Source organism: uncultured Sulfitobacter sp., from assembly GCF_964021855.1.
In the GTDB taxonomy this organism is placed as follows: Bacteria; Pseudomonadota; Alphaproteobacteria; order Rhodobacterales; family Rhodobacteraceae; genus Sulfitobacter.
Map to the genome: position 1 here is coordinate 63206 of NZ_CAXHZD010000003.1, position 11812 is coordinate 75017.

Below are 11812 nucleotides of genomic sequence, written 5' to 3' on the forward strand. Positions count from 1 at the left end.
TAGGCAGCCGATCGGTCATCTCCTGTTCTAGATAGGGTATTTGGGGACCCTACCCGCCTGTTTCAATCCCCGTCGTGCTACCGCCTTGCTAGGCTTGGCCAACTGATTTGGGGTTTTTGCCAGAATGAACCGCTATCAGCGGACAGACAAGCACGGATCGATTAATTTCCGGTCAAAAAGGGTTTGTAACGGGTGGTTCCGGCCCATCCAACGCGGCGGGCCGGAAAATTGCGGCTTAGTCAGCAGCGATTTCTTCCAAAAATGGATAGTCGGTAAAACCTTCCTTACCGCCCGCATAGAATGTGCTGGTGTCACCCTCGTTCAGTGGCGCATCGCGTTCCAGACGTTTGGCAAGGTCGGGGTTCGCGATATAGGGCCGGCCAAAGGCAACCAGATCAGCAGCGCCATCAGCAACCGCTTTGATCGCCATGTCGCGGTCGTAAAGGTTGTTGGCCATATACACGCCGTCAAACAGCTTGCGTAGCTTGGCCAGATCCTCGCCTTCCTTCAGATCGCGCGACTGTCCGGTCGATCCTTCGACCATGTGCAGATAGGCAAGGCCGAATTTGTTCAGTTCCCGGATCACATATTCAAAGGTTTCCTGCGGGTTTTCATCTGCGATGTCATTCGCAGGTGAAAATGGCGACAGACGCAGGCCGACATGGTCGCCGTCCCACGCATTTGTGACGCCCTCCAAGACCTCAAGCAGCAGACGCGCGCGGTTTTCAACGGAGCCGCCATAGGCGTCATCACGTTTATTGCTGGAGGTTTTCATGAACTGATCCAGCAAATAGCCGTTGGCACCGTGCACCTCGACCCCGTCAAATCCGGCTTTCTCGGCCATCTTGGTCGCGTGAACATAATCTTCGACGATGCGTGGCATTTCGTCCAGCTCAAGCGCGCGTGGCTCGGAGGTGGGGACCATGCCGTCACCGGTGAACGTCTTCATGTTCGCGGCAATCGCGGAAGGTGCGACAGGTTTTTGGCCGTTTGGCTGGATATCAACATGGCTGATCCGGCCCACATGCCAAAGCTGGATAACGATCTTGCCGCCCGCCTTGTGCACGGCATCCGTGACCTTCTTCCACGCGGCAACCTGCCCTTCGGTATAGATGCCGGGGGTTTTGATGTAGCCCTTGCCTTCGGCGCTGATTTGCGCGGCTTCGGTAATGATGATGCCGGCACCTGCGCGCTGCGCATAATATTCAACGTGCAGATCGTTGACTTCACCAGTGTCGTTGTCGGCGCGGCTGCGGGTCAGCGGGGCCATTACGATACGGTTCTTAGCCTCGATTGCGCCGACTTTCAGTGGCGTAAATAATTCTTGTGTCATGGGGTACGTCCCGTCCTTAAAATTTATTGTCTTCATCACCTAACCAAAAGACGCGCGACGACAAGGATGGGTTCACAAGTTTATTTTTCACGCCGCCGGTTGAAAAGCTACAGCGGCTCTATATCCCCCTGCGCCCTTTGCGCATGGAAATCGGCCTGCCACGCGTCAAACGTGCCTGCGGCAATCGCAGCGCGCATACCGGCCATGATTTCTTGGAAGTAATGCAGGTTATGCCAGGTCAGCAGCATGCCGCTGATCATTTCCTGACTGCGGAAGACATGGTGCAGATAGGCGCGGCTGTAGTTTGAACAGGCCGGGCATGTGCATTCTTCGTCCAACGGGCGCGGATCATCAGCGTGGCGGGCGTTTTTGATGTTCACAACGCCGTGACGCGTGAACACCTGCCCCGTCCGGCCAGAGCGTGACGGCAGAACGCAGTCCATCATGTCGATGCCGCGTGCGACGGCGCCGACGATATCATCGGGCTTGCCCACCCCCATCAAGTAACGCGGGCGGTCGACGGGCAGCATGTCGGTGGCGAAATCAAGACAACCGAACATCGCCTCTTGCCCCTCGCCCACGGCCAGACCGCCGACGGCATAACCGTCAAAGCCCACGTCGATCAGCGCCTTGGCGCTTTCCTCGCGAAAATCCTGCTCAAGCCCGCCTTGTTGGATACCAAACAACGCATGGCCGGGACGATCCCCAAAGGCATCACGGCTGCGCGCGGCCCACCGCATCGACAGGCGCATGGATTCCGCGATGCGGTCACGGTCGGCAGGCAATGCGGGGCATTCGTCGAAACACATCACAATGTCAGAGCCGAGCAGCTTTTGAATCTCCATCGAGCGCTCTGGCGTTAGCTCATGCTTGGACCCGTCGATGTGGCTTTTGAAGGTCACGCCTTTTTCCGTCAGCTTGCGCAGGTCGGCAAGGCTCATCACCTGAAAGCCGCCTGAATCGGTCAGGATCGGTTTGTCCCAATTCATGAACTTGTGCAGGCCACCCAACCGGTCGATCCGTTCGGCCGTGGGCCGCAGCATCAGATGATAGGTGTTGCCCAGCAAAATATCGGCACCTGTGGCCGCGACGCTTTCGGGCATCATCGCCTTGACGGTGGCGGCGGTGCCAACGGGCATAAACGCAGGCGTGCGAATGTCACCCCGAGGGGTCGAAATGACGCCGGTGCGGGCAGACCCGTCGCGCGCCTGAAGATCAAATGAGAATTTTTCCATGACAGCGCCTATAAGAGGTCGCGCAATCACGTGCAATCACGATGGCGCTTTGCTTTTGCGGCCAGATGGCCGAAACTGCCCCCACGCGCATCTTGAGGAGAGCCGCCAATGCCCATCGAAGCCATCTTGCTGGAAATCCTACAAAGCAATCTGCCACTTATCCTGCTGGCCCTTTTGCTGATCATTCTGGTGGTCAAAGGGGTCAAGATCGTCCCGCAGTCCGAGCAGCATGTGGTCGAACGCTTTGGCCGTCTGCGGTCTGTTATGGGGCCCGGCATCAATATGATCGTGCCTTTTATCGACAAGATCGCGCATAAAATCTCGATCCTGGAACGGCAATTGCCGACCGCCAGCCAAGACGCGATCACCCGCGACAACGTGTTGGTGCAGGTGGATACGTCGGTGTTTTACCGGATCATCGAGCCTGAAAAGACAGTTTACCGCATTCGTGACATCGATTCTGCCATCGCCACCACCGTCGCAGGCATTGTGCGCGCCGAGATCGGCAAGATGGATCTGGACGAGGTGCAATCGAACCGCACCGCCTTGATCACCACAATCAAGCTGCTGGTCGAAGATGCAGTGGACAATTGGGGGATCGAGGTGACCCGCGCCGAAATTCTGGACGTGAACCTAGATGCCGCCACCCGCGCCGCAATGATGCAGCAGTTGAATGCCGAACGCGCCCGCCGCGCCCAAGTGACCGAAGCCGAAGGGAAAAAGCGCGCCGTTGAGCTGGCCGCCGATGCGGAGCTTTATGCGTCCGAGCAAACCGCCAAAGCCCGCCGCGTGCTGGCCGACGCCGAAGCCTATGCCACGCAGGTCGTGGCCACCGCCATTGGCGAAAACGGGCTGGAGGCGGCGCAATACCAGATCGCCCTGAAACAGGTCGAGGCGCTGAACGCCCTTGGGGCCGGTGCGGGCAACCAGACAATCGTTGTCCCCGCCCAAGCCATCGAGGCCTTTGGCGATGCGTTTAAACTGTTGAAAGGGCGTGGCTGATGTTGATGGATTATCTGACGCTGTGGTGGGTCTGGGTGTCGATTGCCCTGATCTTGGGCCTGATCGAGATTCTGCTGCCGGGCAACATATTCCTAGGCTTCGCGCTTGGGGCCTTGGCCATGGTGCCGGTGGTGTTGCTGCTGCCGGGGGCAAGCACGTCGTTGCTGGCTGCGGTTTTTGCCGGATTATCATTGCTGTGCTGGATCATTCTGCGCGCGGTATTCCGCAGACAATCCAGCGGTGCGCGGATTGTGACACGCGATATTAACGAAAGTTAGGGTATCGCTGCGACCGTCTCGGGGCTCTGCCCCGAACCCCGGGATGATTTACCATTTGGAAGCACGCGTGACGCCTTGAGAGGCGCCATGCGACCTGTTAGTCGGCGGCATCAATGCATCGGTCTTGGAGCCCTGTGGTATGGAAGAATTGAATTTCGGTTGGGAAGAATGGATTGCCCTGCCAGACTTGGGCTTGCCCGCGATCAAGGCAAAGATCGACACGGGTGCAAAGACATCATCCTTGCATGCCCATGACATCGAAGTCTTTGGATCCGATGCCAAGCCGAAGGTGCGGTTCAACGTGCATCCGGTTGCCGGCAACGACGATATCGTCATCACCTGTTCCGCACCGATCATTGACCGCCGCGAGGTCACATCATCAAACGGCGAATCCGAGTTGCGCTATGTGATTGCGACCACCTTGGCCGTTGCCGGTCAAAGCTGGCCTATCGACATCACCCTGACCAACCGCGCAGGCATGGCCAGCCGGATGCTGTTGGGGCGGCAGGCCCTGACCGATCACATTACGATTTCGGCCACGGAAAAGCGCCTGCAGCCCGAGCTGAGCTATGATGTCTATCACTCTGCCGCCGTGCGCCACACCGCCCCGAAACGGGCGCTGCGCATTGCGGTGCTGAGCCGCGAGCCTGACAATTATTCCACCCAGCGGTTGGTCGATGTCGGCGAGACGCGCGGACACACGGTTGAGGTCATTGACACCACGCGCTGCTATATGGCGATCAATGCCATGGCCCCCGAAGTGCATTATGACGGCAAACGCCTGCCGCGCTATGACGCTGTGATCCCGCGCATCGGGGCCTCGGTCACGCCCTATGGCTGTGCGGTCATCCGGCAGTTCGAAACCATTGGCACCTATTGCGTGAACGGATCGGCAGGCATTCTGGCCAGCCGCGACAAGCTGCATGCGCATCAGGTGTTGGCGTCCAAGAAAATCGGCATGCCAACCACCGCATTTGCCGCATCGCCCAAGGACACATCGAACCTGATGGCGCTCGTGGGCACTGCGCCCTTGATCGTGAAACTGCTGGAATCGACCCAAGGCAAGGGGGTTGTTCTGGCCGAAACCAAAAAGGCCGCAGAATCGGTGATCGACGCCTTTCGCGGGCTTAAGGCAAATTTTCTGGTGCAGGATTTCGTCAAGGAAGCCGCCGGCGAAGACATTCGCTGCCTGGTGATTGATGGCAAGGTTGTGGCCGCCATGAAACGCACCGGCGCGGATGGCGATTTCAGGTCGAACCTGCACCGTGGCGGATCGGCCAAGGTGGTACGGATCACCAAGCAGGAGCGCGAGACAGCCCTACGCGCGGCGCGTGCCTTTGGCTTGGGCAAAGCCGGCGTTGACCTGCTGCGATCTGAAAGCGGGCCCAAGGTGCTGGAGGTCAATTCCTCCCCCGGTTTTGAGGGGATCGAAAAGGCAACCGGCAAGGATATCGTCGGCATGCTTTATGATATGGTTGAGGCGCGGGTAAAGCCGCAACCTGTGCGCAAACGCAGGGGCTGAACCCGACGGGTAAACACAGCTATGCCCCACTAGACGCTGGGCGCGGCGATCCCTATATAAAGGGTCAGAAAAAGAAGTGAGGCACCCGATGACCGACAGCACCCAACCCCTAGAAGGTACACCGCTGATTGCACCCTCGACCACCGACCATCCGCTATATGAGCAGATCGTTGAGGCATGCCGCACAGTCTATGACCCTGAAATTCCCGTCAATATTTACGAACTTGGGCTGATCTATACGATCGACATCAACCCCGAGAGCGAAGTGAACATCAAAATGTCGCTGACCGCACCCGGCTGCCCCGTGGCAGGCGAAATGCCCGGATGGGTCGCCGACGCGGTCGAACCCCTGCCCGGCGTCAAGACTGTCGATGTCGAGCTGGTCTGGGAGCCACCCTGGGGCATGGATATGATGTCGGACGAAGCCCGTCTTGAGTTGGGGTTCATGTAATCTGGCAGTCGCAATTCACGAGACCATCATGAAACCATCGTAGAAATGTAACATCTGGCAGCGACATACGCGCCAGATGTTTTTTTATCTGGAGAGATCATGCGTATCACAACTGCCCTAACCGCTTTGGCCCTGCTGCCGTCCGCCCTTTTGGCTGGCACCCACGCCATGCAAACCCCCGTCGAATACGGACCACGCCCGGCCTATCTGGTCGATAAGCTGCCTGCGGGGGCGCTGAAGGACAAGCTGGCGTCCTGTATGGGCCAAACACCGCAGCAGACCGCGTTTTCCATCGGTCACCGTGGCGCACCGTTGATGTTCCCCGAACATACCGTTGAATCGAACGTCGCTGCGGCGCGGATGGGTGCGGGCATCTTGGAATGCGACGTGACCTTTACCGCCGATCACGAACTGGTCTGCCGTCACGCCCAAAACGATCTGCACACCACCACCAATATCCTCGTGTCCGATCTGGCCGATAAATGTACTGCTGGGTTCACCGCCGCGTCGGGCGACAGCGCAGCAAGCGCCGAATGCCGCACATCCGACCTGACGTTGGCCGAATTCCAGACGTTGACGCCGAAAATGGACAGCGCCGATAAAACCGCCACCACAGCCCAAGAATACCAAGGTGGCGTGGCCCCCTTCCGTACCCAGCTTTATGTGGACGGTGCCCATCTGATGACCCATGCGGACTCCATCGCATTGTTCAAATCCTTGGGCGCAAAATTCACGCCCGAGCTGAAGTCCCCTTCGGTAGAGATGCCGCACAATGGCTTTAGCCAAGAAGACTATGCGCAAAAGATGATCGACGAGTACAAAGCCGCAGGCGTCCCTGCCTCTGACGTTTGGGCGCAATCGTTTAATCTGGACGACGTGTTGTACTGGATCAAGGCAGAACACGAATTCGGCAAACAAGCCGTCTATCTGGTGCAATGGTCTGACGGGTTTGACGAACAGGACCAGTCCACTTGGGTAGAGGATTTTGCCCAGCTCAAAGCGCAAGGCGTGCAATATCTTGCGCCATCCTTGAACATGCTGCTGACCAACGAAGGCGGCAAACTGGCCGCATCCGCCTATGCAAAAGCCGCCAAAGCGGCCGATCTCAAGCTGATCGCGTGGACGCTTGAACGCTCTGGCCCGCTGGCGTCGGGTGGCGGCTGGTATTTCCAGTCTGTGGGCGACATCATCAGCGATGACAGCGATTATCTGGTCGCACTTGATGTGCTGGCACAAGATGCCGGTGTCGAGGGGGTGTTCTCTGACTGGCCCGCGACCGTGACATACTACGCCAACTGCATGGGTCTCTGACCCCTTCTGCTTTTCGCGAAAACATCAGGGCCGTCCGGTATTTCCGGGCGGCTTTGTTCATTTTACACGCTACCGCTTGAGAATGCGCCCCGAACCCCTTATCTTTGCTGTAACAGGAGTATCAATGATGTTCGCAATCCCCGGCAAGCAAGCTGTCACAATCACCCCAAAAGCCGCGACGCAAATCAGCAAGCTGATGACGTCGGCAGGCCATGCAGGGCTGCGTATCGGCTTAAAAAAGGGTGGCTGCGCAGGCATGGAATACACCATGGAATACGTCAACGAACCCGACGCCAATGACGAGGTCGTCGAACAAGACGGCGCACGGGTGTTGATCGCCCCGATGGCGCAAATGTTCCTGTTCGGCACTGAAATTGACTATGAAACCTCGCTGTTGGAATCCGGGTTCAAGTTCCGCAATCCCAACGTGACCGAGGCCTGCGGCTGCGGTGAATCGATCAAGTTCGGCTAAGCCGCCGCGCAGGTGACGCGCAATATCGCGCTGTCGCCCGCCCCTAGTCGTTGCCCCGTTTCGCCCCCCCTGCTATCCCAGTGCAAAAGAACACAAGGGATACCGCTATGCGCCGCAAACTTGCCGCTGGAAACTGGAAGATGAACGGCACGGGCAACGCCCTGTCAGAGCTGGCTGAGCTGGCCAAACACGTCAGCCCCGGTGATGCTGAAACCCTGATCTGCCCCCCTGCCACGCTGCTGTTTCCCGCCTGTGAGACGCTGCGCGGCACCCCCATCGCCATCGGTGCCCAAGATTGCCACAGCGAAGACGCAGGTGCCTATACGGGCGATATTTCGGCTCCGATGATTGCAGATAGCGGGGCCAGCTATGTCATCGTCGGCCATTCTGAACGCCGCGAGGGCTATGGCGAAACCGACGCCACCGTGGCCGCCAAAACCCGCGCAGCGTGGCGGGCGGGACTGACGGCAATCATCTGCATCGGCGAAAGCGGCGACGACCGCGAGGCAGATAAAACCCTCGATATCATCGCTGATCAGTTGGCAGGCTCCGTGCCCGACGGTGCCACGGGCGAAAACACCGTCATCGCCTATGAACCCATTTGGGCGATCGGCACCGGCAAAACCCCGACGTTGGATCAAATCATCGAAGTCCACGATTTCATCCGCGCCCGGCTGATCGAACGGTTTGGCCAAGAAACCGCCAACGCAATCCGCCTGCTCTATGGCGGGTCGGTCAAACCCAGCAACGCCGCCGAAATCTTTACCGCTGAAAACGTCGACGGTGCTCTCGTCGGCGGTGCCAGCCTCAAGGCCGCTGATTTCGCGCCAATCATCAAGGCACTGTCACAAGCCTAATTTTCATTTTGCAAAATAAACTCACTGCGCCACAAACGCAAAAGGGCGGCACGTCGATCTGACATGCCGCCCTTTGCTTTTCATCGTCCTAGATCGCTACCGCACCAGAACCTCTGGCCCCATCATCAGGGTCGGCAACCAGGTTGAGATGATCGGGATGTAGGTGACCATGATCAGGAACACGAACAACACGGCGGTGAAGGGCAATGCGGCCTTTACCACTTTCATCATTGGCATGTTCGCTACGCCCGAGGTAACGAACAGGTTCAGACCCACGGGCGGTGTGATCATCCCGATCTCCATGTTTACCACCATGATGATGCCCAGATGGATCGGGTCAATTCCCAACTCCATCGCGATCGGGAACACCAGCGGTGCAACGATAATCAACAGGCCCGACGGCTCCATAAACTGGCCACCGATCAACAAGATCACGTTGACGATGATCAGGAACATGATCGGCCCAAAGCCCGCGCTCAGCATCGCGGCCGAGATTTGCTGCGGGATTTGCTCGTCGGTCAGAACATGTTTCAGGATCAGCGCGTTGGCGATGATGAACATCAACGTGACCGTCAGTTTGCCCGCCTCGAACAAGGTATCGCGCACGTCGCGGTGAAAGAACACCGATACCAGTGCGGCAGGCTTGCGCAGCAGCGAAAGGTTGCGCCCCTCGCCCTTAACATGCAGCGGCCCCATATCGCGATAGACGAAGCAGGCGATAAAGAAGGCATAGACAGCGGCCACAGCGGCGGCCTCGGTCGGGGTAAAGATACCGCCATAGATGCCGCCCAGAATGATCACGATCAGCATCAGGCCCCAGCCCGCTTCACGGCCAGAGGCAAAGACCTCGGCCCAGCCACGCCATTCGCCCCGCGGCAGGTTTTTAACCCGCGCCATGATATAGATTGTCAGCATCAGCATGAAACCTGCAAGCAGGCCCGGGATCACCCCTGCCAGAAACATCCGGCCCACGGATACGTCTGTGGCCGATGCATAGACCACCATCACGATGGACGGCGGGATCAGGATGCCCAAGGTGCCCGCGTTGGCGATGACGCCTGCGGCGAATTCCTTGGTATAGCCAGTTTCGCGCATCCCTGCGATCACAATGGATCCGATGGCAACCACGGTGGCAGGCGACGATCCTGACAGGGCCGCGAACATCATACAGGCGAAAACGCCCGCAATCGCCAGACCGCCCGGAAAATGCCCGACCAGCGCGATTGAGAAACGGATGATCCGTTTCGCCACACCGCCCGTCGACATGAACGAGGATGCCAAGACAAAGAACGGGATCGCCAGCAGGGTATAATGCCCCGCCATCGCCTGAAAGAACGTCTGCGCAATCGACGCCAGCGACGAATCCGACAGGACCAGCAGGAATACTATGGACGAAAAGCCAAGGCTGACCGCGATGGGCAGGCCCAACAGCATCAGCCCAACGATCATCAGAAATAGAATAAGGACTTCCATCCGCTTAGTCTCCCGCGTTCATATGTTTGACGGCCTCGATGTCGTCTTCGGCCTCGTGGCTGACGATCAGGCTGGTCGAAACACCTGTGAAAATCCGTACCGCTGCTTGGATAAAGCGGAACAAAAGCAATGCCATACCGATGGGCAGCATCACATAAGGAATAAAGCGCGGCAGCTTTTCATAGGCCTCGCCTTGGTTCATCGACGCCTCGATAAAACGCAGCCATTCCGGCATGGGGATATCCACGGTCGAATACCACGCTTGATCGCGGCTGTTTTCAAATCCGGTGGGGAACCAGCGGCCCGATGTGGCATCCAGCCCCGCGAAAGGTGCCCAGTAATCCCAAGCGCCTTTCAGCAACAGCATCGCGTAAAAGATGCAAATCGCCGATGCGACCAGCGCGATCATGCGGCGTACAGGGGGTGAAAAGAGGTTGATCACCGCGTCGACGCCCAGATGTGCCGTGACTTTGACGGCATAGCTCATCCCGAACAGGACCAGCCATGCGAACAGAAACGTCACCGCCTCAAGGCCCCAGATCAGGCCGGTGTTGAAACCATAGCGCAAGACGACGTTGATAAAGGTGATGATCGTCATCAGGCCCAAAATCACGGCAATCGCCGTTTCCTCGAACTCGTGCACGATCCGGCCCAAGGCCGATGTGGGTTGGTATCCTGATGACATAAGAAAACTCCGCTTGAATGCAGAAAGCTGGCACATACGACGCGGGATGCCCCCGGTTGCCAGATGCAAAAAATGCCCCGCCCAGATCGGGCGGGGCATTTATCAGTTTGACTTAGTGCTTGGCGTTGATCGCTTGCGCCGCGTCGATGTTTTCCTGGCCCACATCTGCTGTGAACTCGGCCCAGACGGGCATCATCGCATCAACCCAGATCTGGCGCGTGTCTGCGTCCAGCTCGATGATGTTCGAACCCGCGTCCAAGATCGCTTGGCGCGCTTCGGCATCCACTTCGCCAACGGCGGCGTTACGTGTGGTTGTGACCTCTTCAAGGATGGTCGCAAGCTGCGTGCGCACGTCGTCTGGCAGGCTGTTCCACCAGTCTGTGGAGGTCACGACCATATAGTCCAGAACACCGTGGTTGGTTTCGGTGATACCGTCCTGCACTTCGAAAAACTTTTGGCCATAGATGTTGGACCATGTGTTTTCTTGGCCGTCCACAACGCCGGTTTGCAGGGCGCCGTACACCTCAGAGAACGCCATTGGCTGTGGGGAAACGCCGATGGCTTCCATTTGGGCCTTGATCACGTCAGACGCCTGAACGCGGAATTTCAGACCGTCTGCGTCAGATGGCAGGTTCAGCGGCTTGTTTGCCGACATTTGTTTCATGCCATTGTGCCAGAACTGCAGACCGGACAGGCCGCGACGTTCCATCGATGCTTTCATCGCCTGACCTGTTTCCGAGCTTTGGAATTCGTCAACGGCGTTGATGTTTTTGAACATGAACGGCAGATCGAAGATGCGGAATTGCTTGGTGAACTGTTCGAATTTCGACAGCGAAGGGGCCGCCATTTGAACGTCGCCTTGCAGCATTGCTTCCAGAACCTGGTCATCGTTGTACAGGGTCGAGTTCGGGAACACTTCCATGCAGGCTTTGCCGTTCATCTCGGCGTTTACACGGTCGGCAAGCAGGGTCGCGGCGATGCCTTTCGGGTGCTTGTCGGTGTTTGTAACGTGGCTGAATTTGATCAGAATTTCACCGTCATCACATGCGGCAGATACGGCACCTGCGCTCACGGAAAGGGTCAGCGCGACTGCGGCTGTTGTCAGGAATTTCATGTGGTGTCTCCTCCCAGAGAACTGATTTTAATGTCTCGGCAATCGGGGGTCCGACTGCGGTGGCGAAATTAGATCGTTA

The 11812-nt window shown here is 57.9% G+C and carries 12 protein-coding genes; 7 read left to right on the forward strand and 5 right to left on the reverse strand.

The annotated features are described in order from the left end of the window. Positions 1-235: 235 nt before the first annotated feature. Positions 236-1333: an alkene reductase gene (locus AADJ11_RS10870; RefSeq protein ID WP_341234548.1), complete on the reverse strand. Its 1098-nt coding sequence runs from the start codon at positions 1331-1333 to the stop codon at positions 236-238. A 107-nt stretch (positions 1334-1440) separates the two neighbouring features. Then, a complete protein-coding gene (tgt, locus tag AADJ11_RS10875) occupies positions 1441-2568 on the reverse strand; it encodes a tRNA guanosine(34) transglycosylase Tgt (RefSeq protein ID WP_341234549.1) in 1128 nt (375 codons plus the stop codon). A 108-nt stretch (positions 2569-2676) separates the two neighbouring features. Here tgt and AADJ11_RS10880 point away from each other — a divergent pair, with 108 nt between their 5' ends. From AADJ11_RS10880 to tpiA, 7 genes are all read left to right on the forward strand, one after another. Further along, positions 2677-3570, forward strand: coding sequence for an SPFH domain-containing protein (locus AADJ11_RS10880; protein ID WP_341234550.1), 894 nt, complete (start codon positions 2677-2679; stop codon positions 3568-3570). Beyond that, the gene (locus AADJ11_RS10885) at positions 3570-3848 is read left to right on the forward strand and encodes a hypothetical protein (RefSeq protein WP_341234551.1); all 279 of its coding nucleotides are present in this window, start codon (positions 3570-3572) and stop codon (positions 3846-3848) included. Before AADJ11_RS10880 ends, AADJ11_RS10885 begins: the two co-directional genes overlap by 1 nt. Before the next feature lie 139 nt (positions 3849-3987). Further along, positions 3988-5370, forward strand: a complete 1383-nt coding sequence (gene rimK / locus AADJ11_RS10890; RefSeq protein ID WP_341234552.1) for a 30S ribosomal protein S6--L-glutamate ligase — start codon at positions 3988-3990, stop codon at positions 5368-5370. Between the two features lie 88 nt (positions 5371-5458). Further along, positions 5459-5821 (forward strand): SUF system Fe-S cluster assembly protein, encoded by a 363-nt coding sequence (locus tag AADJ11_RS10895; RefSeq protein ID WP_341234553.1) that lies wholly within the window; start codon positions 5459-5461, stop codon positions 5819-5821. A gap of 99 nt (positions 5822-5920) precedes the next feature. Next, positions 5921-7132 (forward strand): glycerophosphodiester phosphodiesterase family protein, encoded by a 1212-nt coding sequence (locus AADJ11_RS10900; RefSeq protein ID WP_341234554.1) that lies wholly within the window; start codon positions 5921-5923, stop codon positions 7130-7132. A 127-nt stretch (positions 7133-7259) separates the two neighbouring features. Further along, positions 7260-7604: an iron-sulfur cluster assembly accessory protein gene (locus tag AADJ11_RS10905; RefSeq protein WP_341235008.1), complete on the forward strand. Its 345-nt coding sequence runs from the start codon at positions 7260-7262 to the stop codon at positions 7602-7604. 107 nt (positions 7605-7711) lie between these two features. Further along, a complete protein-coding gene (gene tpiA, locus AADJ11_RS10910) occupies positions 7712-8461 on the forward strand; it encodes a triose-phosphate isomerase (protein WP_341234555.1) in 750 nt (249 codons plus the stop codon). A gap of 96 nt (positions 8462-8557) precedes the next feature. Here the strand turns inward: tpiA and AADJ11_RS10915 are convergent, their stop codons facing one another. The 3 genes from AADJ11_RS10915 to AADJ11_RS10925 all read right to left on the reverse strand — a co-directional run bounded on the left by AADJ11_RS10915 (position 8558) and on the right by AADJ11_RS10925 (position 11733). Next, positions 8558-9934 (reverse strand): TRAP transporter large permease, encoded by a 1377-nt coding sequence (locus tag AADJ11_RS10915; RefSeq protein WP_093914826.1) that lies wholly within the window; start codon positions 9932-9934, stop codon positions 8558-8560. Positions 9935-9938: 4 nt separating this feature from the next. Continuing rightward, positions 9939-10619, reverse strand: coding sequence for a TRAP transporter small permease (locus AADJ11_RS10920; protein ID WP_341234556.1), 681 nt, complete (start codon positions 10617-10619; stop codon positions 9939-9941). 112 nt (positions 10620-10731) lie between these two features. Next, positions 10732-11733 (reverse strand): DctP family TRAP transporter solute-binding subunit, encoded by a 1002-nt coding sequence (locus AADJ11_RS10925; protein WP_341234557.1) that lies wholly within the window; start codon positions 11731-11733, stop codon positions 10732-10734. Positions 11734-11812 lie beyond the last annotated feature (79 nt).

What these genes read in the sequence shown, in the direction of transcription:
- AADJ11_RS10870 (WP_341234548.1), bottom strand. Translation starts at nt 1,333, where the DNA reads ATGACACAAGAATTATTTACGCCACTGAAAGTCGGCGCAATCGAGGCT.
- tgt (WP_341234549.1), bottom strand. Translation starts at nt 2,568, where the DNA reads ATGGAAAAATTCTCATTTGATCTTCAGGCGCGCGACGGGTCTGCCCGC.
- AADJ11_RS10880 (WP_341234550.1), top strand. Translation starts at nt 2,677, where the DNA reads ATGCCCATCGAAGCCATCTTGCTGGAAATCCTACAAAGCAATCTGCCA.
- AADJ11_RS10885 (WP_341234551.1), top strand. Translation starts at nt 3,570, where the DNA reads ATGTTGATGGATTATCTGACGCTGTGGTGGGTCTGGGTGTCGATTGCC.
- rimK (WP_341234552.1), top strand. Translation starts at nt 3,988, where the DNA reads ATGGAAGAATTGAATTTCGGTTGGGAAGAATGGATTGCCCTGCCAGAC.
- AADJ11_RS10895 (WP_341234553.1), top strand. Translation starts at nt 5,459, where the DNA reads ATGACCGACAGCACCCAACCCCTAGAAGGTACACCGCTGATTGCACCC.
- AADJ11_RS10900 (WP_341234554.1), top strand. Translation starts at nt 5,921, where the DNA reads ATGCGTATCACAACTGCCCTAACCGCTTTGGCCCTGCTGCCGTCCGCC.
- AADJ11_RS10905 (WP_341235008.1), top strand. Translation starts at nt 7,260, where the DNA reads ATGTTCGCAATCCCCGGCAAGCAAGCTGTCACAATCACCCCAAAAGCC.
- tpiA (WP_341234555.1), top strand. Translation starts at nt 7,712, where the DNA reads ATGCGCCGCAAACTTGCCGCTGGAAACTGGAAGATGAACGGCACGGGC.
- AADJ11_RS10915 (WP_093914826.1), bottom strand. Translation starts at nt 9,934, where the DNA reads ATGGAAGTCCTTATTCTATTTCTGATGATCGTTGGGCTGATGCTGTTG.
- AADJ11_RS10920 (WP_341234556.1), bottom strand. Translation starts at nt 10,619, where the DNA reads ATGTCATCAGGATACCAACCCACATCGGCCTTGGGCCGGATCGTGCAC.
- AADJ11_RS10925 (WP_341234557.1), bottom strand. Translation starts at nt 11,733, where the DNA reads ATGAAATTCCTGACAACAGCCGCAGTCGCGCTGACCCTTTCCGTGAGC.